Origin of the sequence: Mycobacterium sp. 94-17 (genome assembly GCF_035617725.1) — a bacterium.
Lineage (GTDB): Bacteria > Actinomycetota > Actinomycetes > Mycobacteriales > Mycobacteriaceae > Mycobacterium.
The window spans coordinates 75,215-95,936 of the sequence record NZ_JAPIYN010000006.1; the positions used below are offsets into that span (position 1 = coordinate 75,215).

The following is a 20,722-nucleotide window of genomic DNA, read 5'->3' on the forward strand; positions in this document are numbered from 1 at the left end:
GGCACGACGAACAGGGTGAGCCGATGCCGGAACAACCCGAGCCCCCGTTAGAGGCCGTTGAGGCGCGGCGGTCCACGCTGGCGGGTCAGCGCGACGCCGCGTCAGAAGCCGATCGCATGCTGATCGACGTGCTGACCAGCGCTCACGATGCAGCGCGTGCCGGCGTCAGGCGACTGGACGCCATTGCCGAGGAGATCGAGCGCGCGACCGTGAACCAGGCGGACCTCGCGATCGATACGCCCATGGGGGCGCGCGAGTTTCGAAAGTTCCTGGTGGCCAAGCAACGCGAGATCGCGTCGGTGGTCGCCGAGGCACGAGAATTCGGGCAGGCGAAAAGTGCTGTGTTGCAAAGCCTTCAGGACCAATATGCCCCCGATGGCGACTAACCGGCATCAGTCCACACCGTGCAATACAGTGAATTGTCGGTGGCGATGCCCCTGAGTACCGTCGCCGAACATGAAGGGGCCGCGCCATTTCCCGCAGCAGTGTTCGAGCAAACCGCGCCGGTTTGGCTGATGTCGGCCTACGACGACCTGCTCGCCGCGGTCAGAGACGTCCGCTCCGCCGAGGCCACTTCACCGCCGGACCGCGAGTCAGGCGAAGCCGCCGATGCCATTGCCAGAGCGGAATCGGCCCTGGCGCGACAGAACTCGGCGAGCTCGCAGCTGGACATGCAGGTGGTATCGGCCATCCTGAACGCGCACTTGCGTGCGGTCGACGGCAGGGAAGCCCTCACCAGGTTGCAACAGGAAACCGAGGCCGCGGTGCGGGCGAGGTCGGACCTGGATACCCCGGCCGGCGCACGGGATTTCCAGCGGTTTCTCATCGGCAAGCTGCGCGATATTCGCGAGGTCGTCCTGAACGCGAGCCTGGACGACACGTCGAAGTCGGCGCTGATGGCCGCCTGGACGTCGCTCTACGACTCCTCCAAAGGCGAACCCAATGCTCCCGGTGAACGGCCGCAAGCCGGGGTGCCGGTCGACGATGCCGCCGCGGGCGACACGACCGACGACTTCGACGCGGAGTGGGACCCGCTGCTGGACTCTCTGGGAGACGGCGACGGGCCGTTCGATGATGTCCCGGGCCCGGCCGCCGCCTCCGCGATGCCGGCCGCACCGCAGCAGCCAATGGCGCCCACGATGCCCGGCCTTGGCGGCGGGTCGCTGCCGGGGCTCGGTTCGATGGCCGGCTGGGAAGGGCCCGGCGGCCTGCCGCTCTCGGGGCGGCAAGGCGGCGACCCGACCGATCCGGCTCTGGAGGATCTGGCCGACGACGAGCCGCCGGACGACGAAGACCAGGACACGAGCGCGCGCGACGCCTCGGACGAGGCGACCGACGGAACCGGCGCCGAGCAGGACGCGTCATCCGATGAGCCGGCGGCCGGCCCCACGCCGGTGACGTTGCCCGACGGGGAGACCGTCACCGCCGCCAGCCCGCAACTGGCGGCCGCGATCAACGCCGCCCTCGGCGGCACCCCGATCGCCGAAGCGTTCCAGCGGCAGGGAATGACCATTCCCGCACCGGGAACCGCGGTGCCCAACCCCGTCGAAGCCCTGCAGCTCGTGCCCGGCGACATCGGGATGTTCACCGATCGCCACGCGCTGGCCCTGGGTCCCGGCAAGGCCCTGCTCGAGGGCCAAATTCAACCCATCGCCACCGTGCGCGGGCCGAGCTTCCTAGGCTGGGAGCATCCGCCGGCGGCGACCGCGGCAGCACTGACGCCGGCCAAGCCCGATCCACCGACACCTACCCGGCCGGCGGCCTCGTCGACCACCTGAAAAAACTGAACTCGCCGGCGTGGCCGGCGGACGTCAACAGGAGACATCGGATGGCAGATTCGATCCATGTAGTGCCCGCGCACCTACGTCAGGCCGCCGCGCATCACCAGGACACCTCGGAGTACTTACGAAGCGTTCCGTCGTCGCACGCGGCGATCCAGGAGAGCCTCGATTCGCTCGGGCCGATCTTCGGCGATTTGCGCGACGCGGGCCGTGAGCTGCTGGAGCTGCGACGCCAGTGCTACGAGCAGCAAGCCGCCGACCACGCTGATCTGGCGGACAAACTCACGGCGTCGGCGGCGATGTGGGAGCAGCACGAGCAAGAGGCGGCAAGGAAGTTCGGCGACATCGTCGACCCCGGTCGATGACCGACGCGGATCCCGCTTTCGACACCGTTCACCCGAGTGGGCACATCCTCGTCCGCTCTTGCCGCGGCGGCTATATGCACAGCGTCGCCCTGAGCGAAGAGGCGATGGAAACCGACGCGGAGACGCTGGCACGGGGAATTCTGTTGACCGCCGACGTGTCATGCCTCAAAGCGTTGCTGGAAGTTCGCGACGAGATCGTCGCGGCCGGACACACCCCGTCCGCGGAGGTTCCCACTCCCCGAGATCTCGACGCGGCCATCGAAAAGTTGTTGGCGCACAAGTTGCGTCGTCGTAAGGGTGCGCGCTAGGGGCGGCTGCCGTCCTAGCGCAGCCACGGCTTGGCCGCGCCGGGATCCGGCGCGATGCCTGTCGGCGGCTCAACGGGGTTGGGGCCGAACAACTCTCGCGCGCGGGCGAGCAGGGTCCGTACCTCGTCGAGTTGCTGCTGCAGTGCAGAGTCAGCCATGCCCTTACGCTACCCAGAGCCTTGCGACCGCACAATTCAGTGACCGTAAGAGTCGCGCGGCGGATCCCGGTACGCTTAGCCGGTGGCGGTCTTCGGTCGGATGTCAGCGCGCCAGCGCCTCCGGAGAGCTACCCGGGAATCACTGGCGATGCCGGCTTTCAGCTCCCCTATCGACTGCACCCCGTGGGTGACAGGCGGGTTGTGGCCCGCCGAATTGTCGACGGTCACGCCCGAAACCGACACGCTCTCTGAGCATCTCAAGGCGGACCTGCAACGAATTGCCCGCTCCGCCAACGACGAGCTCAAGTTGCTCAAGCGATCGGGCATGGCCGAGCCTTCCCGTCAGGCGGCCGAGGCGCGAGTCATCGAGGAGGCGCGCGGTCGCGCGGTGCGCCGCGTCGAGTCGACGATTCGCTATCTGCACTCGGTGCAGAGCGGAGCCCAGCCCCCCACCGCTCCCCCACCGCGGCTCGACCCGTCCGATACGGACCTGAACACGACGCAGGTGCTTCCGGCAATCCGCGAGGTCACGCCCGCCGCCGAGGCGCCCACGCAGCGTCCATCCGAGGCAGCAACACGATCGGGAAGGCGGCGGCGTCGCGAGTCCGCCCTCGAGCCCGTCGCCGACGACACCGCCGACCCGTCATGTCTCGACGAGACACAAGTCATCCCGCTGGTCAGGGACCAGCCGGCCGCGGACCGGGCCGACGCCGGTCGCCACCACGCCGTCGTCGAGCCGGACAATGCGGACGAACAGGAGGCGGCCGGCGCCCCGACCTCTTTCGCGGATGCGGACCCCGCTGATGTATCGCATCTCGAACAGACGCAGGTCATTCCGGTGGTCACGCAGCCGGAGCCGGTGTTCGAGGCACCGGTGCAGCGTGCGCCCGAGCCGGCCGCGGACCCCGCCGACGCCGGTCGCCACCATGCCGCCGTCGACGAGGCCCACGCCGGGGACGCGGAACCGCGGGTGGCCGCTCGGGAACCCGTCGCCGACGTGAAGGCTGAAAAGTCGTCAATTGCAACAGGATTCGATAGTGCACGGCTGAACAGGCTGCTCGAGTTCGTGGTCCGCCAGGAGCCACGCCTGAATTGGGCGGTCGGAGATCGCGCCGACGGCACCACCGTATTGGTCACCGACCTCGCCCACGGATGGATACCGTCGGGCATCACCCTTCCGGCGGGCGTGCGGCTGCTGCAACCCGAGCGTCGTAGCGGCAGGGTTGGCGCACTGATCGGCGAAACCTCGCGCGTCGTCACTTACGCGCCCGGTGACTCGTTGCGCCGCTCGGTGGACTTCGCCGCGACCAAGTCGTCGGTGGAGCCCCGCACGCTGCCCGACATCGGCGACTTGGCGAGCGTGCTGAGTGCGGCCACACGTGGTCGGGACGATCTGCCCAAGATCGTGCCGAGGTTGGCGGAAGCCGCCGCCGCGGGAACGGTCGTGGGCGACCAGGAGGTCGACGTGCTGCGGGTCCATCTCGACACCGCGCGCTACCAGCTGCTCGTGCAATATCCGAACGTCAACCCCGCACTCCTGCTCAAGTGCCTGTTGATGGCGGCCACCGAGGGCATCGCCAGCGGGGACGCGGTGTCCGCCAACTACCACCTCTCCTGGTTTCACAAGCTGAACGGGTGAGCGCCCGACGACCTGCCCTGGTGTGAATTGACGCTGGTCGGAAGGGTCGACGATACTGTCACGGTGGCGGATTCGGGCGCTCGCGCGAATCTCAGCGAGAAGGATCTCGTCGGATCGGTTCTTCGGGAACTGAGCGAGGCGGCTGATAAGTGGGAAGCCCTCGTGGCGCACGCCGAAGCCGTCACCTACAGCGTTGACCTGGGCGACATTCACGCGGTCGCGAATTCCGACGGCCGGTTGCTGAAGCTGATGCTGCATCCCGGGGTGATGACCGGCTACGGGCACGGAGAGCTGGCCGAAAGGCTGAACCTCGCGATCACCGCGCTGCGCGAGGAGGCCGAGGCCGAAAACCAGGCGAGTTACGGCGGACCACTGCACTGACGGTTACGCGCTCATCGACCGGCGCGGGGGTGATGGGCGCCGGCTCTCTTCGCGCGCTTGCGCGCTCATCGACCGGCGCGGGGGTGATGGGCGCCGGCTCTCTTCGCGCGCTTGCGCGCTCATCGACCGGCGCCGGGAGGCCCCGCGAACGCCTGGGCGATCTGCAACCAGCGCCGGGCATCCGGACCCTCGGCGGTGATGTCGAGGGCGCTCAGCGGACGCCGTTGGGTGACCAGGAAGCAGAAATCCTCCGCGGACCCACCGACCCGCTGCCCGGCATCGGGCGGTCCCCAGGTCCAGGTGTCACCGTTGGGTCCACGCAGCTCGACCAGGAACGGCTCGGCCGGCGGCGTCAGATTGTGGACGGCGAAGGCGAAATCGCGGGTGCGCACCCCGAGATGAGCGATCGATCGCAGGCGCTCGGTCGGCGGCCGGGTGACGCCCAGGGCGTCGGCGACGTCGAGCCCGTGCGCCCAGGTCTCCATCAGGCGAGCGGTGGCCATCGAGGCCGCACTCATCGGCGGCCCGAACCACGGGAGCTTGCGACCGGGCGGCACCGCCAGCAGCGCGTCGTGCAGCCGGCCGCGGGTGACTCGCCAGTCGGCGAGCAACTCGGCCGGGGCCAGGGCCGCCAGCTCCTCGGCGCCCCTGTCGACGAAATCCGCCGGTTCGGCGGCGGCGCCGGCCAGCACCTCGGCGAACCCGGCCTCGTCGGTGACCGCGATCAGGGCGACGCGATCGGTCCACAACAGGTGGCCGATCTGGTGTGCGATGGTCCAGCCGGGCGCCGGCGTCGGGTCGGCCCAGCGGTCGGGCGGCAGCGGCGCGACCAGCTCGTCGAGGACGCCGCTTTCGGCGCGCAGGTCGTCGACCATGGGCCCGGGACCGGTCATCGCCAGCCTTGACCGTTGGTCGGGGCCGTCGAACACATCACGTCTGTACCTTAACGATCGCCCGCGGTCTCGCCCCGGCGCCCGATGATGCTGTGTACGGCCAGGCCGATCAGGTACATCGCCGATCCGCACAACGCGAGCGCGGGCGGGGGTCCGCCGTCGGGAATCACGGTGGCGGCCAAGGTGATTGCGACGATGAAGGCGACCCAGAACAGCGCGTCCTGCACGGCGAACACGTGCCCGCGAAGAGCGTCGTCGACGTCCATCTGGATCGCGGTGTCGGCGCAGAGCTTGACCATCTGCCCGCTGATGCCCAGCAGGAAGCCGCACGCGACCATGACCGGGACGAGCAGCTCGGCGCCACCGACCTCGATGACCGCCGACGCCGCCAGCGCGCCGTTTGCCGTCGCGTAGCGACCCCAGCGGCGGATCGCCGACGGCGTCAGCAGGTTGGCCAAGAAGGCGCCCAGTCCTGCGGCGCCGAAGAACAGCAGGGCGGTGCCGAATCCCCCACCCGCGAGGCCGGGCATGTGGTGGACCAGCAACAAGACCAGCAACGAATTGATTCCGACCACCATCCGGTGCGCGGCCAGGCCGGAGAGGGTGGCCGCGACCGTCGGACGTTGCGCCACCGTGCGCGCCCCGTGCAGCCAGCCGGTGATCACCGCGTAGAAGACGGGTCCGTGGATCGCTCGCCGGGTGTCGTCGGGACCCAGCGCCCGCGCACCGAAGCGCCACGACAGCAGCAACGCGATCGACACGGGTACGGCCGTGATGAACACGATCGCCGCGGCGCCTTTGTCGCTCGCACCCAAGATGGACCGGGGCACCAGCATGAAGTTTGCGCCGAAGAACGCTGCGATGGCCCCGGCGGCGGTGGCGACCGAGTTCATCGTCACCACCTGGTCGCGCGGCACCACGTGGGGCAGCGACGCCGACAGTCCCGACCCGACGAATCGGGCCAAACCGTTGGCGAACAGGGCGCCCAGCAGCAACGGCAGGTCACCGGCACGCACCGCCAGGATCGTGCCGATCGCGGCGAGGAGGATCAGCCGGCCCACGTTGGCGCCGACGAGCACCAGCCGCCGATCCCAGCGGTCCATCAACGCACCGGCGAATGGGCCAAGCAGCGAATAGGGCAGGAACAGAACCGCGAAGGCGCGCGCGATGGAAAGCGGGTCGGCTGCCCGATCGGGGCTGAACAGCAACGCCCCGGCCAGCCCTGCCTGGAACAAGCCGTCACCGAACTGGCTCGCCACCCGAACCTGCAGCAGCCGCCAGAAGTCTGGCAAGGCGCGCACCGACCGCCACGTGCCGACCGGTGCGCCGGGCTGCATCCGGGTAGGGTTCACCGAAACCGACTTCCACGATTGGGGCTGGCAAAGCTCGCGCGATCAGAACCGTCCCAATCACAGTACAAATCTCCGTGGCCCACGCTCTCGATTGGCCCAGGCCACCATCCACCAGATGCGATGATGGTGTGGTGCCGCCGCCGGAGGATCCAGAGGACTACGTCGCGCCCGCCGCGCAGCGGGTGCGCGCGGGCACGCTGTTGCTCGCCAACACCGACCTTCTCGAGCCGACGTTCCGGCGCAGCGTGATCTACATCGTCGAACACAATGACGGAGGCACGCTGGGTGTGGTGTTGAACCGGCCCAGCGAGACCGCGGTGTACAACGTGCTGCCGCAGTGGACCAAGCTGTCGGCCAAGCCGAGGACCATGTTCATCGGAGGGCCGGTGAAGCGGGACGCGGCACTGTGTCTGGCGACACTGCGCGTGGGCGCGGACCCCGCGAACGTGCCTGGCTTGCGGCATGTGGACGGCCGGGTGGTGATGGTCGACCTGGACGCCGACCCCGACGTGATCGCGCCGGTGGTCGAAGGGGTGCGGATCTTCGCGGGGTACTCGGGGTGGACTATCGGTCAGCTGGAAGGCGAGATCGAGCGCGACGATTGGATTGTGTTGTCCGCCTTGCCATCCGACGTGCTGGTCGGACCGAGGTCTGACCTGTGGGGCCAGGTCTTGCGTCGCCAGCCGCTACCGCTGTCGCTGCTGGCCACCCATCCCGTCGACATCAGCCGGAACTAGGGCCCCTCCCCCGGTTCAGATCAGTGGCACGACAGTGTGCAGGCGGCGCAGCCGCCGGTGCAGGCGGGCGTCGCCGTGTCCTGGCTGAGTACGAAGCGCGCGCTCTGCCACGAGCCTGCGGCCAGCGTTCCCAGCGCGCCCACCACAGAGACGATGAGCACCACGAGCGCGGTGTCCGGGACGGCGGCCATGGCGACCGCGCCGCCGGCCGCCAGCATCACCGCGGCCGCCAGCTGGGTCGGCGCCATCGCGCGCAGCGCCAGCGCGGCGGCGCCCGGATTCCGGTTGTGCGCGAGCGACCAGGTGCCGAACCCCGCCGAGGCCACCGCCCCACACATGCACAGCACGCCCGCAATCAGCATTGGCCCACAATAACGAGCCATGCCGGCTGCCCGCGCGCCCGGCTCTGCGGGTGCCGACGTCAGTGCTGGAGGAACGAGAAGTTCGGCAGCGGGGGCAGGCCGGGCACCATGGCCAACAGGCTGGGGGTGCGCTGCGGGTTCGGGGCCGGCGCCTGCGCGGGGAGTCCGACCGGGGCGGCGGGTGCCGTCTGGGCGAGCGGCACCGGCGGCGCCGCGGCGGGCACGGGCGCCGGCGCGACAGGAGCCACCACCGGGGCCGGCGCGGCCGGAGCGGCGGCGGGAACCTGGGCGGGCAGCGCGACCGGGGAGGCGGCGGGAGGCTGGGCCGGCGCCGGGGCGGCCGCGCCGGGGGCGCTGACGCGGAATCCGTTGACGATGGCGTCGGTGGCCGGTGCGTCGGCGACGGCGACCGCGCGATCGGTGGTCACCGACAGCGATACGAGGTACTTGTCGGGCCCCGAGCTGGCAATGACCTGGCGTCGCGACGTGTTGAGCGTCAGGTCACCGTCGCGGTAGGTGCCTTCGATGATCGACGACGGGAAGCCGCCGAAATCGCTCATCGCGGCGTTGGTGGTCTGCCACGCCAGCTGCTTCTGGCTGTCGACGTAGCCGTGGGTGATGGCCTCTTTCGGATCGAAGGCACCGACGAGTTTGTACACCACGACCTGCGCGTTCGATGAATAGATGCTGCTGCCGTTCCGGTCGGCGATCACCGCGAACGCGTCGGGCACGTTGGGATCGGGCACCTGGGTCCAGCGCGCGGGCACCGGCAAGGTGATGTCGAGCGCTTTGAAGCCCTGCGGCTTTTGCGCCTCGAGCCGGACGCCCTTCGACTGCAGGAAGTCGCGGATCGTGCCGGACGTCGCCGGAACCGGAGCCGCCGGGGTGACCGCGGCGGGAGCGGCGGTAGCCGGGGCGGCGGCGGTTGCCGGCGGGACGATTTGATTTCCGGCCGGCGGGGCCGCGAGGTACCTGCTCGGCGGCACCAGCTCGGGCCCGAGGTTCTGCTGCGCCGGTGTCGGCGCCGGAACCGCGGGGACGGGCGCGGGCGCCGGGGGCAACGGGTCTGCCGATGCCGTGCCGCCCACGACTACCGCCAGGCCCACCAGGCCGGCGACCATACCGCCGAGGAGTGCCCGGTGGACGGGGACGATCTCAATCATCTGCGTCGGTCCTTCCAGTGGCTCTTCTACCAGAACCCGTCGATAGTGGCTGACTGTAACTAGAGGTCAGACGCGGAAACAGGCTCGAAACACACCTGGGATGAACCTCTGATCGGCGCGCGACGGAACCGAGACCAACCTGTAGCCGGGTGGCCCCGCCGGGGCTCCCTCTACCCTGTTCAGGTGACCGAATCCCCGACCACTTCGCCGGCGAGCAGCTCCGGCGCCGCCGCGCCCGATTCCGACGCGCCGCCGCATCGCTACACCGCGGCGCTCGCGGGCCGTATCGAGAGCCGGTGGCAGGAGGACTGGACGAAGCTCGGGACGTTCAACGTGCCCAACCCGGTCGGTTCGCTGGCCCCGGCGGACGGGACGCCGGTGCCGGACGACAAGTTGTTCGTGCAGGACATGTTTCCCTACCCGTCGGGGGAGGGGCTACATGTCGGCCACCCACTCGGCTACATCGCGACGGACGTCTACGCCCGCTACTTCCGGATGACCGGACGTAATGTGTTGCATGCGTTGGGATTTGATGCGTTCGGGCTGCCCGCCGAGCAGTACGCGGTGCAGACGGGGACCCATCCGCGCATCCGGACCGAGGCCAACGTCGTGAATTTCCGGCGCCAGCTGGGGCGCCTGGGTCTTGGCCACGACAGCCGGCGCAGCTTCTCCACCACCGATGTCGAGTTCTACAAGTGGACGCAGTGGATCTTCCTGCAGATCTACAACGCCTGGTTCGACGTCGCCGCCAACAAGGCCCGCCCCATCGCCGAGTTGGTCGCCGAATTCGACGCCGGCGCCCGTCGCCTCGAGGACGGGCGGGACTGGGCCGCGCTATCGGCGGGGGAGCGGGCCGACATCATCGACGGCCACCGACTGGTCTACCGCGCCGACTCGATGGTGAACTGGTGTCCCGGTCTGGGCACCGTGCTGGCCAACGAGGAGGTGACCGCAGACGGCCGCAGCGACCGTGGCAACTTCCCGGTGTTCCGGAAACGGTTGCGGCAGTGGATGATGCGGATCACGGCCTACTCCGACAGGCTGCTCGACGACCTCGACGTTCTGGATTGGCCCGAACCGGTCAAGACCATGCAGCGCAACTGGATCGGCCGGTCCACCGGTGCTGCGGCGCTGTTCGCGGCGACCGCGCGCGACGGCGAGACCGCCGACATCGAGGTGTTCACCACCCGACCGGACACGCTGTTCGGCGCCACCTATCTGGTGCTGGCGCCCGAGCACGATCTGGTCGACCGGTTGGTCGCGCCCGCCTGGCCCGACGGCACGGACCCACGTTGGACGTACGGCGGCGCCACACCGGGTGAAGCCGTCGCCGCCTACCGGCGGGCGATCGCGGCGAAGTCGGACCTGGAACGGCAGGAGGGCAAGGCCAAAACCGGCGTCTTCCTGGGCAGTTACGCCGCCAATCCCACCAACGGGAAACCGGTACCGATATTCATCGCCGACTACGTGCTGGCCGGATATGGCACCGGGGCAATCATGGCGGTGCCCGGCCACGACCAGCGCGACTGGGACTTCGCCCATGAGTTCGGTCTTCCGATCGTGGAAGTCATTGCCGGCGGTGATATTTCGGAGTCCGCCTACGCCGGTGACGGGGTGCTGGTCAACTCCGGTTACCTCGACGGATTGGATGTGGCCGCGGCCAAGGAAAAGATCACCGCCCGCCTGGAAGCCGAGGGCCGCGGCTGGGCGCGTGTCGAATTCAGGTTGCGCGACTGGCTTTTCGCCCGCCAGCGGTACTGGGGCGAACCGTTTCCCATCGTGTACGACGTAGACGGTCGTGCGCACGCGCTCGACGAAGCCGCGCTGCCGGTCGAGCTGCCGGACGTCCAGGATTACTCGCCCGTGCTGTTCGATCCCGACGACGCCGACAGCGAGCCCTCGCCGCCGCTGGCCAAGGCGACGGAATGGGTGCACGTCGAACTCGACCTCGGCGACGGCTTGAAGCCTTACAGCCGGGACACCAACGTGATGCCGCAGTGGGCCGCCAGCTCCTGGTATGAACTGCGCTACACCGACCCGCACAACTCGGAGAGGTTCTGCGACAAGGAGAATGAGGCCTACTGGATGGGCCCGCGGCCGGCTGAGCACGGGCCGCAGGATCCCGGTGGCGTCGATTTGTACGTCGGTGGCGCCGAACACGCCGTGCTTCATCTGCTGTACGCGAGGTTCTGGCACAAGGTCCTCTACGACCTGGGGCACGTGAGCTCTCGGGAGCCCTTTCGCCGGCTGGTCAACCAGGGCTACATTCAGGCCTTCGCGTACACCGACGCGCGCGGCTCGTACGTCCCGGCGGAAGAGGTGGTCGAACGGGATGGCGCCTTCGTCTACCCCGGGCCCGACGGGGATGTCGAGGTCTTCCAGGAGTTCGGGAAAATCGGTAAGAGCCTGAAGAATTCGATATCGCCCGACGAGATCTGCGACGACTACGGCGCCGACACGCTGCGTGTCTACGAGATGTCGATGGGCCCGCTGGAGGCCTCCCGGCCCTGGGCGACCAAGGACGTCGTAGGGGCGCACCGCTTCCTGCAGCGCGTGTGGCGGCTGGTGGTCGACGAGCAGACCGGTGCCCCGCGCGTGGTCGATGGCCCCGCCGAAGACCTGGCGGCCGATACGCTTCGCACGCTGCACAGGACGATCGCCGGAGTCGCGGAAGACTATGCCGCACTGCGCAATAACACCGCCGCAGCCAAGCTGATCGAATACACCAATCACCTCACCAAGGAGCATCGCGACGCGGTGCCGCGCGCGGCGGTCGAGCCGCTGGTGTTGATGTTGGCTCCCCTGGCACCGCACATGGCCGAAGAGTTGTGGTTTCGGCTGGGCCACCATACCTCGCTGGCGCGCGGTCCCTTCCCGGTCGCCGACCCCGCGTATCTGGTCGACGACACGGTGGAGTACCCCGTGCAGGTGAACGGCAAGGTGCGCGGGCGGGTGGTGGTGGCCGCCGACGCGGATCGGGACACGCTCGAGGCCGCGGCGCTCGCCGACGAAAAGGTCCGGGCGTTCTTGGCGGGCACCAGCCCACGCAAGGTGATCGTCGTGCCGGGCCGGCTGGTCAACCTGGTCGTATAGCGGCCGACTAACGCTGCGCCGGCCGCAGCACCACCTCGTGCATGTGACCGTCGGGTGGGGTGGCTATCGCGTTGGCGACCGCGGCGGCGACCGTCTCGGGCTTCAAGAAGTCGGCGGGATCGTAGCTGCCGCCCTCGAACTCGACGAGCTCTCGCTGCATGGCGCTGTCGGTCCGTCCGGGATAGACCGTCGTCACCCGCAGTTGCGGCTCGTCGCTGCGCAGCGAGTCGGCGAAGGCCCGCACCGCGAATTTACTGGACGAGTAGGAAGCCATTCCTCGCGAAGCGGCTCGGCCCGCGCCGGAGTTGATGAACACCACCTGCCCGCGGGCACGCCGCAGCGCGGGCAGCAGCGCCAGCGTAAGTTCCACCGGCCCAAAGACGTTCACGGCGAAGGTGGCACGCCATTCGTCGACGTTCGAGTCCGCGACACTTCCAGGAATGGACACCCCGGCGTTGTGCACCAGCACGTCGAGCTCGTCCACGATCTCGCAGGCGGCCTCGATATCCCCGGAGTCGGTGAGGTCGAGCGGAAACGTGGTTGCGCCGAGCCGGTTCGCGACCGCGTCGAGCCGCTCGGACGGCCGGCCCGCCAGCAGCAGGGTGTGCGTGGGTGCCAGGGCAGTGGCGATCGCCGATCCGATACCGCCGCCAGCGCCGGTGATGAGTGCATTGGGCATGCCCCGCAGTTTACCGACGCCGCGGGGCCATACGAAAAGCCTTGAGAAGAAGTATTTTTCAGGCTTCCTTGCGCGCCGGCGGCACGCCGGCGGGTCCGGACGTCGGGTCACCGGAGGCCAGCCGTTCCAGCGGCGCCAGCGCCTGCATCAGGGTGTTGAGGTCGGACGTCGGCAGCTGGCTCAGCATCGCGGCCAGCGCGGCGCGCCGATTGGCCAGCGATTCACCGTGCACGGCCCGCCCCCGCGGGGTGATGTCCACGAGCACCGCGCGCAGGTCGGACGGGTCGCGGGACCGCTTCACCAGTCCCACCTTCTCCAGCCGGCGGATCGCCACGGTGGTGGTGGGCGTCCGCACCCGTTCGTGCGCGGCGAGATCGGTCATCCGGATCGGGCCCTGGTCGAGCAGGGTGACCAGGATGGACAACTGTGCCAGGGTCAGCTCCCCGGCCGCCGCACCGCTGGGGTCTCCACGGCGGAGAATGGCGAACAATTTCGACAGCGCCCGGTGCAAACCTTCGGCGAGCTCGGCGACCTCGGCCGGGTTCGATTCGCTGTCTGCCATAGATCGGGAGTCTAACCCGATGTGACGTCCTTACAAGGGCGCTACTGCCCAGTAGATAGCCGAGGTCAAAGCACTTGGGACAAAAACCGCTGCAGCCGTTCGGTCTCTGCGGCGTCGAATATCTGCTCGGGAGGGCCTGATTCCACGACCTTGCCGTGATCCATGAACACGACCGCGTCGGACGCCGAGCGCGCGAAACCCATTTCGTGGGTGACGACAACCATCGTCATGCCGTCGGCGCCAAGGTCGGTAATGAGTTGCAGTATTCCCTTGACCATTTCAGGATCCAGCGCCGAAGTCGCCTCATCGAAAAACATCACCTGCGGCGCCATTGCCAGCGCCCGGGCGATCGCCACCCGCTGCTGTTGTCCGCCGGACAGCATGCCGGGGCGGGCACCGGCCTTGTGCTTCAGCCCAACTCGATCCAGCTGGGTCAGTGCCAGGTTGCGGGCCTCGGCGGCCGGCAGGCGCCGCAACCTGCGCGGTGCCATCGCAACGTTGTCCAGCACGCTGCGGTGCGGGAAGAGATTGAAATGCTGGAAGACCATGCCGATACGCTGGCGCAGCTCGTCGGGATCGTCGTTGAGCACGGATCGGCCATCCAGCAGAATGTCGCCGCTGTCGGGTTCATACAAGCGGTTCAGGGTGCGCAGCAGTGTCGACTTGCCCGACCCGGACGGTCCGATAACGGCCACGGTGCTGCCCGCAGCCACCTCGATGTCGACGCCGCGCAGCACCTTGCTTGCGCCCAGTGTTTGGTGAACGTCTTTGGCCGCCAGCGAGACTGACGCACGCGCGTGAACGCCGGAGGTCACGTGATTTCCTGGCCGAATGTCGCGGCAAGCATGTCGGCGTCATCCTCGGGCACGGCGGCGCGCCGGCCGCGGCGAAGGCGGCTGTCGAAGTAGTTGACCAAATGCGTTAGCGGGATGGTCAATAGCAGGTAGAACAGACCTGCGGCCACCAACGGCGACAGGCTCCCGGTCTGCGCGTTGAGGTCTCGTCCGACCTGGAACAGCTCTCGCTGATCGGCGATGAGGCCGAGGAAGTACACCAGCGCGGACGCCTTCAACAGGCCGATGGCCTGATTGACCAGGGCGGGCAGCACGCGCCGGATTCCCTGCGGCACCACCACCAGCCGCATCGCGGTGGCATAGCTGAAGCCCAGCGCCCGGGACGCTTCCAGTTGTCCCGGGTCGACGCTTTGAATTCCGGACCGCAGGATTTCACCGATGTAGGCGGCGGCCATCAACCCCAGCGCGGCGATGCCGAGCGGGTAGGGGTTCTTGTTCGTCAGGCCGTTGACCAACGGGCCGACGCCCATCCCGATCAGCAGGATGATCACCACTTCGGGCAGGCCGCGGAAGACGTCCGTGTACACCCGTGCCGGCCAGCGCAGCCAGCGCCGGTGCGAGATACCCGTTATCGCCAGCACCATCCCGAGCGCCAGGCCGATCACGAGGGCGCTGAGGGTCAGGATCAAGGTGTTGGGCAGTCCGGTGCTGAACAGGATGGGAATGGCCTGCCGGTACATGTCCCAGTCGAAGAACGAGTCGGCCACCTGGGCCAGCGGCGATTTCGGGGCGGGCGGGCCGGTGGGCGAGTGGTGCCGTTTGGCGATCGCGGCGAAGTCCGGCAGGTGGGGGACGAGCGCGGCTTTGGAGCCCGGCTTCCATCCGGGCGGCAACGACCGCGGCACCCATTGGGTGTAGAGCTGTGACCAGGTGCCGTCGGCGATGACGGCGTCCAGTCCGGAATTGAGCGCGTCGATCAGCGGCTTGTTGTCCTGGGCGATGGCATACGCCACGAAATTGCCCGGGCTGTAGGTATTCGCGGCGATCACCGCAGGATCGCCCGGGCGAATGACGGTCGCCGCGAGGGTTCCTGGCGCCACCCACGCGTCGACCTGGCGGGACTTGAGACTGGCGTACAAGGTGGCGAAGCCCGGGTACTTCACGGGTTGCAGGTGCAGGACGTCGACGACGTAGGACTCCTCGACGGTGCCTTGCACGACGCCGATGCGCGCGCCGGCCCTGAGGTCGGTGAATTTGCGGATGGCCGAACCGGGCGGCACCACCAGCGAATAGAACCCGAAGTCGTAGCCGTTGGTGAACGAGACGGTGTGCCGACGTGCGTCGGTGGCCTTCACCGCGGCCGAACCGACGTCGAAGCGCCGGTACGCCACCTGGGCCAGCAGCGCGGAGAAGTCGGTGCTGACGAAGCGGACCTGCAAATCCAGCTTGCCGGCGATGGCGCGCAGCAGTTGGTTGTCGAAGCCGCTGAATTCGCCGGTGGCATCGATGCAGATGTTGGGTGGGGCGTCGGACAGCGTGCCGACGGTCAGGACGCCCGGCGTACCGAGGCCCAAGGCGTCGGCGTCGACCGCGCCCAGTGGTTTGGTGGACGCCGTCGTGTCGCGGTCGTCCTCGCCGGAGGCCGGGTTGTCGGTCAGATCCTTGGGTAGGGTCCGGGCGCTGTCGACGCCGGGCGGCGCGCACTGGTCCCAGTCGGCGGCCGCCGGTGCCACCGGCCCGGCCAACGCGACGCCACAGGCCAGGAGGATGGTCGCGGCCAGGCCGAATGCCCTGTCACGGCGATTGGGGTGCCGGCCCGCGCGCGAACTCATCCGTGTCACCGTAACGACCCGACGGCGACGCGGCCCGCTCAGCGTCGGTTCACAGCGCCAGCGATGCTTCGCCGCGGACGGTGGTCCCGTTGGCCCTCACCTGCGGCGGGCCGGGCACCAACCGGCCGTCGTCGGGTGGGGTGAAGACCCGCCGCCGGTACAACTCGGCCAGCATGGTCTGCGCCATCCGCGAGGAGCGGTCGATGCACGCGGCGCGCGCGGCTTCGGGGTCGCGCCGCTGTATCGCCGCGGTCTCGTCTTCGTAGAACGGCAGCATGTCGGCGCGGCCGCTCTGATGGGTCGTCCAAAACAGCCGGGGGATCAGGTTCTGCGAGGCGCGGATCGTGGCATGCAGCCGTGGACCGGCGTACTCGTCGTTGACGGTGCGCCGATACTCGGCGGCGAGGTCGGCGAAGGCCCGGGAGTCCTTGGCGGTGCGCATCGAGCGCATCAGCGTGTCGAGCTGTCCCAGGATGCGTGGCGTGGGGCTGGCCGCCGCGCGCGCCGACGCAATCCCGTTGAGCATCCCGTCGAGTTCGTGGTGCTCGAGAACGGTGGCTTCATCGAACCGCTCGACGAATGCGCCGCGGTGATAACGCGTGGACACAATGCCGTCGTGTTCGAGTTGGACCAGCGCCTCTTGAATAGGAACCCGGCTCACTCCCAGGGCGACCGCAATTTCATTGCGGTCGACGCGATCCCCACTGCGCAGCCTGCCGGTCAGCAATAGGTGGAGGATGTGCGAAACAACCAGGTCTTTTTCTTTGACCCCGTATTTCTTCGGCATCTCTTCGTCGAGTCTCTTTCACACCGGTACGGCCATCCAGCGCTGAGAGTTTCTCACGAATTAACCCCGAGGTTAAGGCGTTTGGCCGACCAACCTGACGCGGATTCCCGCCCGCTCAACGGCCGTCGCGCCACGCGCACAGCGCTTCGGCGGCGGTCAGGTCGTAGTCCGGGCCCGTCACGCCGACGGTCAGCAGGGTCACGCCCAGCGCGGTGAGCCCTTCGGCGTTGGCGATCAACCCGTCGAGGTCTTCGCCGCGGCGAACACCGCTGTTGTCCTCGACGCCGGCCGACCTCTCGATGGTGGATGGGTCGCGCCCTACGGCCGCGCAATGTTCTTCCAGCACGGCCGCGGCGGCCGGATAGCTGTCGACGGTGGTGAAGCCGTGCCAGATGTCGCCGTATTCGGCGACCATGCGCAGCGTCTTTCGCGGGCCCTTGCCGCCGATCAGGATCGGGAGGTCGCGGGTGGGAGCCGGGTTCAGTTCGGCCAGCCGGGACTGGATCCGGGGCAGGGCGGTCGCCAGGTCGTCCAGGCGGCCGCCGACGGTGCCGAATTCATAGCCGTATTCGTCGTAGTCTTTGTGTTTCCAGCCCGATCCGATGCCGAGGATGAGCCGGCCGTCGGATATGTGGTCGACGGTGCGGGCCATGTCGGCCAGCAGCTCCGGATTGCGGTAGGAGTTGCACGTCACCAGCGCGCCGATCTGAATGCGCGACGTCTGTTCGGCCCAGGCCGCAAGCATCGTCCAGCATTCGAAGTGCGCACCGTTGGGGTCGCCGTAGAGCGGGAAGAAATGATCCCAGTTGAAGGCGATGTCGACACCGATGTCTTCGCAGCGCCGCACCGCGTCACGGATCTGGCCGTACCGCGGCGCGTGTTGCGGCTGCAACTGCACACCGATACGGACGCCGAACTCAGAAGTCATCTCCCAACCGTAGGCTCAGCGCGCGTCGAGCACTCCACGCAGGATGTCGATCAGCGCGCGCGGCTGGTCGCTCTGCACGGAGTGGCCCGAGTTAGCAACAACGTGTGCGGAGCGGAAATGCGTTGCGCGACGGGCGAGTTCGGCCGCGTCCTCGTCTCTGACGAAGCCCGATAAGCCACCACGCACCAGGGTCACCGGTGCGGACAACGCGTCGACGTCGTCCCACAGGCCGGCGAAGTCGGGGAAGGTGCGGATGGCGTCGTAGCGCCACGCCCAGTTGCCGTTGTCCAGCTTGCGCGAGTTGTGGAACACCCCGCGGCGCAGTGCCTTCACCTCGCGGTGCGGCGCCGCGGCGACCGTCAGGTCGAGCATGGCCTGAAAGCTGGGGAACTCGCGTTCCCCGTGCATCAGCGCCACGGTGCCCTGTTGCTCCTTGGTCATCTCGGAATGCCGTTGCAGCGCTGACGGGGTGACGTCGATCAGCACCAGCTCTTTGACCAGTTCGGGCGCCACCGCGCCCAGCCGGATCGCGGTCAGTCCGCCCAGCGACATGCCCACGACGAGGTCGGTCGAGGCGGCTTGTTCGCGCAGGATCGGCAGCAGGGTGTCGGCGTTGCGCACCGGCGAGTAGTCGCCGTCCTCGCGCCAGCCGGAGTGGCCGTGGCCGGGCAGGTCGACCGCCAGCGCGGGTTCACCGACGCCGACGACGATGGTGTCCCAGGTGTGCGCGTTCTGGCCGCCGCCGTGCACGAACACGATCCGCGGGGGAGTGCTGCCCCAGCGCAGGGCACTGATCTTGTTGTCACCCGCGCCGTGTTCGACGCGCTCGGCCTCGGGCAGGGGACCGGAGACCCCGGCCTGCTCGGCGTTTTCTTGTAACAGCGCGAATTCAGATAACTCCGCCAGCCGGTCCTCAGATACTTCGGTCACGATCTTTGACACTAGCGCCGTCACAATCGGCCTACAGCACATAGCGCCGAGCGTCACGTTGGCGTGGCTCTCGACACCGAGCGTCACACTGGCGTGACCGAATAGCCCCGCAAAATGCTGGCGTGACCGAATAGCCCCGCAAAATGCTGGCGTGACCGAAAAGCCCCGCAAAACGAAAGTGCGGTGAAGCCGCAACAGCGCGACCTCACCGCACGATCGGTAGAAAGGATTTAGCCCGAGATGATGAACTCTTCGAGCTGCGTGCGCGCGATGTCGTCGGGCAGCTGCTGCGGCGGGCTCTTCATCAGGTAGGCCGACGCCGGGATCACCGGGCCGCCGATACCGCGATCCTTGGCGATCTTGGCCGCCCGCACCGCGTCAATGATGACGCCCGCGGAGTTCGGCGAGTCCCAGACCTCGAGCTTGTACTCCAGATTCAGCGGCACGTCGCCGAAGGCGCGGCCCTCTAGCCGCACGTAGGCCCACTTGCGGTCGTCGAGCCAGCCGACGTGGTCGGACGGGCCGATGTGCACGTCGCGGGTCTTGAACTCGCGCTGCACATTCGACGTGACGGCCTGGGTCTTGGAGATCTTCTTGGACTCCAGCCGCTCGCGCTCGAGCATGTTGAGGAAGTCCATGTTGCCGCCGACGTTGAGCTGCATGGTGCGGTCGAGTTGCACGCCGCGGTCCTCGAACAGCTTGGCCATCACGCGGTGGGTGATGGTCGCGCCGACCTGGCTCTTGATGTCATCACCGACGATCGGCACACCGGCGTCGGCGAACTTCTTGGCCCACACCGGGTCCGAGGCGATGAACACCGGCAACGCGTTGACGAACGCCACGTCGGCGTCGATCGCGCACTGGGCGTAGAACTTGTCCGCCTCTTCCGAACCCACCGGCAGGTAGGACACCAGGACGTCGACGTTGGCCTCGCGCAGCGCCGCGACCACGTCGACGGGCTCGACGTCGGACACCTCGATGGTGTCGGCGTAGTACTTGCCGATGCCGTCGAGCGTCGGGCCGCGCTGCACCGTCACGTTGACCGGCGGCACATCGGCGATCTTGATGGTGTTGTTCTCCGACGCGAAGATCGCCTCGGACAGGTCGAAACCGACCTTCTTGGCGTCCACGTCGAACGCGGCGACGAACTTCACGTCCCGGACGTGGTACTGACCGAACTTCACGTGCATCAGGCCCGGCACGGTGCTGTTGGGGTCGGCGTCGTAGTAGTACTGCACGCCCTGAACCAGCGAAGACGCGCAGTTACCGACGCCGACAATGGCGACCCGTACCTCCGACTGCGTCTCTGGCGCGTACTGCTCACTCATATGGGCGTTCTCCTAACCTCTGACCACTGACTGGGATGCTGGTTTTCGTGCAGGGGATTACGTTTGCTCGGAGAGGCCGGGCATAGCCCGCTCCGCAGCGATGAGCTCGTTGAGCCACTTGACTTCGCGTTCACTGGACTCGAGCCCCAATTGATGAAGCTGACGGGTGTAGCGGTCGAACGAGCTACTGGCCCGCGCGACGGCTTCACGCAGACCCTCCCGCCTTTCCTCGACCTGACGGCGGCGGCCTTCCAGAATGCGCATCCGCGCCTCTGCCGGAGTCCGGTTGAAGAAGGCCAGGTGTACCCCGAAGCCGTCGTCGGTGTAGTTGTGGGGGCCGGTGTCGGCCACCAGCTCCCCGAAGCGCCTCCGGCCCTCGTCGGTCAGCTGGTAGACGCGCCGTGCCCGCCGGACCGGCGTGCCGGCCGGGGCGGCGTTCTCGGCAATCAGCCCTTCGGCCTGCATGCGCCGCAGGGCCGGGTAGAGCGATCCGTACGAGAACGCACGGAACGCACCGAGCAGACCGGTCAGCCGCTTCCGCAACTCGTAGCCGTGCATGGGCGATTCGATCAGGAGACCCAGGATGGCAAGCTCCAGCAATCGAATCACCTCCCTGATGAAAGATTTGCGCGGCTGGTTACGACGGTCCG

21 protein-coding genes and 1 pseudogene are annotated in these 20,722 nt (G+C 68.2%); 8 read left to right on the forward strand and 14 right to left on the reverse strand.

Annotated features, from left to right (window positions below; translation table 11 throughout):
- Positions 1-23 precede the first annotated feature (23 nt).
- The 4 genes from OQ789_RS09320 to OQ789_RS09335 all read left to right on the forward strand — a co-directional run bounded on the left by OQ789_RS09320 (position 24) and on the right by OQ789_RS09335 (position 2,454).
- Entirely contained in the window at positions 24-386 is a 363-nt protein-coding gene (locus OQ789_RS09320; protein ID WP_324685182.1) for a DUF4226 domain-containing protein, read from the forward strand.
- A gap of 129 nt (positions 387-515) precedes the next feature.
- Positions 516-1,778, forward strand: a complete 1,263-nt coding sequence (locus OQ789_RS09325) for a DUF4226 domain-containing protein (RefSeq protein ID WP_324685435.1) — start codon at positions 516-518, stop codon at positions 1,776-1,778.
- Between the two features lie 50 nt (positions 1,779-1,828).
- Entirely contained in the window at positions 1,829-2,146 is a 318-nt protein-coding gene (locus OQ789_RS09330) for an ESX-1 secretion-associated protein (RefSeq protein WP_324685183.1), read from the forward strand.
- On the forward strand, positions 2,143-2,454 hold the full coding sequence (locus OQ789_RS09335) for a DUF2694 family protein (protein WP_324685185.1): 312 nt from the start codon (positions 2,143-2,145) through the stop codon (positions 2,452-2,454). Before OQ789_RS09330 ends, OQ789_RS09335 begins: the two co-directional genes overlap by 4 nt.
- 14 nt (positions 2,455-2,468) lie before the next feature.
- Here the strand turns inward: OQ789_RS09335 and OQ789_RS09340 are convergent, their stop codons facing one another.
- Positions 2,469-2,612 (reverse strand): hypothetical protein, encoded by a 144-nt coding sequence (locus OQ789_RS09340; protein ID WP_324685187.1) that lies wholly within the window; start codon positions 2,610-2,612, stop codon positions 2,469-2,471.
- 82 nt (positions 2,613-2,694) lie between these two features.
- On the opposite strand from OQ789_RS09340, the gene OQ789_RS09345 reads away from it, so the two are divergent.
- Together OQ789_RS09345 and OQ789_RS09350 are read left to right on the forward strand one after the other, a co-directional pair.
- Positions 2,695-4,251, forward strand: a complete 1,557-nt coding sequence (locus tag OQ789_RS09345; protein ID WP_420716074.1) for a DUF5632 domain-containing protein — start codon at positions 2,695-2,697, stop codon at positions 4,249-4,251.
- Positions 4,252-4,314: 63 nt separating this feature from the next.
- Positions 4,315-4,632 (forward strand): DUF2710 family protein, encoded by a 318-nt coding sequence (locus OQ789_RS09350; protein WP_324685191.1) that lies wholly within the window; start codon positions 4,315-4,317, stop codon positions 4,630-4,632.
- 119 nt (positions 4,633-4,751) lie between these two features.
- On the opposite strand, the gene OQ789_RS09355 is transcribed toward OQ789_RS09350, so the two are convergent.
- Positions 4,752-5,525 carry a TIGR03084 family metal-binding protein gene (locus OQ789_RS09355; RefSeq protein WP_324685193.1) on the reverse strand — a complete coding sequence of 258 codons (774 nt, stop codon included), beginning with the start codon at positions 5,523-5,525 and terminating at the stop codon, positions 4,752-4,754.
- 50 nt (positions 5,526-5,575) lie between these two features.
- Positions 5,576-6,908 (reverse strand): annotated as a pseudogene (locus OQ789_RS09360) (MFS transporter).
- A gap of 97 nt (positions 6,909-7,005) precedes the next feature.
- Between OQ789_RS09360 and OQ789_RS09365 the strand changes: the two are divergent.
- A complete protein-coding gene (locus OQ789_RS09365; protein ID WP_324685197.1) occupies positions 7,006-7,614 on the forward strand; it encodes a YqgE/AlgH family protein in 609 nt (202 codons plus the stop codon).
- Between the two features lie 20 nt (positions 7,615-7,634).
- On the opposite strand, the gene OQ789_RS09370 is transcribed toward OQ789_RS09365, so the two are convergent.
- A complete protein-coding gene (locus OQ789_RS09370; RefSeq protein ID WP_324685199.1) occupies positions 7,635-7,976 on the reverse strand; it encodes a hypothetical protein in 342 nt (113 codons plus the stop codon).
- 59 nt (positions 7,977-8,035) lie between these two features.
- Positions 8,036-9,139: an LpqN/LpqT family lipoprotein gene (locus tag OQ789_RS09375; protein ID WP_324685201.1), complete on the reverse strand. Its 1,104-nt coding sequence runs from the start codon at positions 9,137-9,139 to the stop codon at positions 8,036-8,038.
- A 183-nt stretch (positions 9,140-9,322) separates the two neighbouring features.
- On the opposite strand from OQ789_RS09375, the gene leuS reads away from it, so the two are divergent.
- Positions 9,323-12,232, forward strand: a complete 2,910-nt coding sequence (gene leuS, locus OQ789_RS09380) for a leucine--tRNA ligase (protein ID WP_324685203.1) — start codon at positions 9,323-9,325, stop codon at positions 12,230-12,232.
- Positions 12,233-12,239: 7 nt separating this feature from the next.
- Here the strand turns inward: leuS and OQ789_RS09385 are convergent, their stop codons facing one another.
- The 9 genes from OQ789_RS09385 to OQ789_RS09425 all read right to left on the reverse strand — a co-directional run bounded on the left by OQ789_RS09385 (position 12,240) and on the right by OQ789_RS09425 (position 20,672).
- Positions 12,240-12,911 (reverse strand): SDR family oxidoreductase, encoded by a 672-nt coding sequence (locus OQ789_RS09385; RefSeq protein ID WP_324685205.1) that lies wholly within the window; start codon positions 12,909-12,911, stop codon positions 12,240-12,242.
- A 58-nt stretch (positions 12,912-12,969) separates the two neighbouring features.
- Positions 12,970-13,473 carry a MarR family winged helix-turn-helix transcriptional regulator gene (locus OQ789_RS09390; protein ID WP_324685207.1) on the reverse strand — a complete coding sequence of 168 codons (504 nt, stop codon included), beginning with the start codon at positions 13,471-13,473 and terminating at the stop codon, positions 12,970-12,972.
- A 65-nt stretch (positions 13,474-13,538) separates the two neighbouring features.
- Positions 13,539-14,288, reverse strand: coding sequence for an amino acid ABC transporter ATP-binding protein (locus OQ789_RS09395; RefSeq protein WP_324685209.1), 750 nt, complete (start codon positions 14,286-14,288; stop codon positions 13,539-13,541).
- Positions 14,285-16,099 carry an ABC transporter substrate-binding protein/permease gene (locus OQ789_RS09400; protein WP_324685211.1) on the reverse strand — a complete coding sequence of 605 codons (1,815 nt, stop codon included), beginning with the start codon at positions 16,097-16,099 and terminating at the stop codon, positions 14,285-14,287. The genes OQ789_RS09395 and OQ789_RS09400 overlap by 4 nt, the downstream gene beginning before the upstream one ends.
- Before the next feature lie 49 nt (positions 16,100-16,148).
- The gene (locus OQ789_RS09405; RefSeq protein ID WP_324685213.1) at positions 16,149-16,886 is read right to left on the reverse strand and encodes a GntR family transcriptional regulator; all 738 of its coding nucleotides are present in this window, start codon (positions 16,884-16,886) and stop codon (positions 16,149-16,151) included.
- A gap of 115 nt (positions 16,887-17,001) precedes the next feature.
- Positions 17,002-17,814: an LLM class F420-dependent oxidoreductase gene (locus OQ789_RS09410; RefSeq protein ID WP_324685214.1), complete on the reverse strand. Its 813-nt coding sequence runs from the start codon at positions 17,812-17,814 to the stop codon at positions 17,002-17,004.
- A 15-nt stretch (positions 17,815-17,829) separates the two neighbouring features.
- Entirely contained in the window at positions 17,830-18,786 is a 957-nt protein-coding gene (locus OQ789_RS09415) for an alpha/beta hydrolase (RefSeq protein ID WP_324685215.1), read from the reverse strand.
- A gap of 188 nt (positions 18,787-18,974) precedes the next feature.
- Complete coding sequence (locus tag OQ789_RS09420; RefSeq protein ID WP_324685216.1) at positions 18,975-20,072, reverse strand: inositol-3-phosphate synthase; 1,098 nt, start codon at positions 20,070-20,072, stop codon at positions 18,975-18,977.
- A 57-nt stretch (positions 20,073-20,129) separates the two neighbouring features.
- On the reverse strand, positions 20,130-20,672 hold the full coding sequence (locus tag OQ789_RS09425; RefSeq protein ID WP_163714125.1) for a PadR family transcriptional regulator: 543 nt from the start codon (positions 20,670-20,672) through the stop codon (positions 20,130-20,132).
- Between the last annotated feature and the right edge of the window lie 50 nt (positions 20,673-20,722).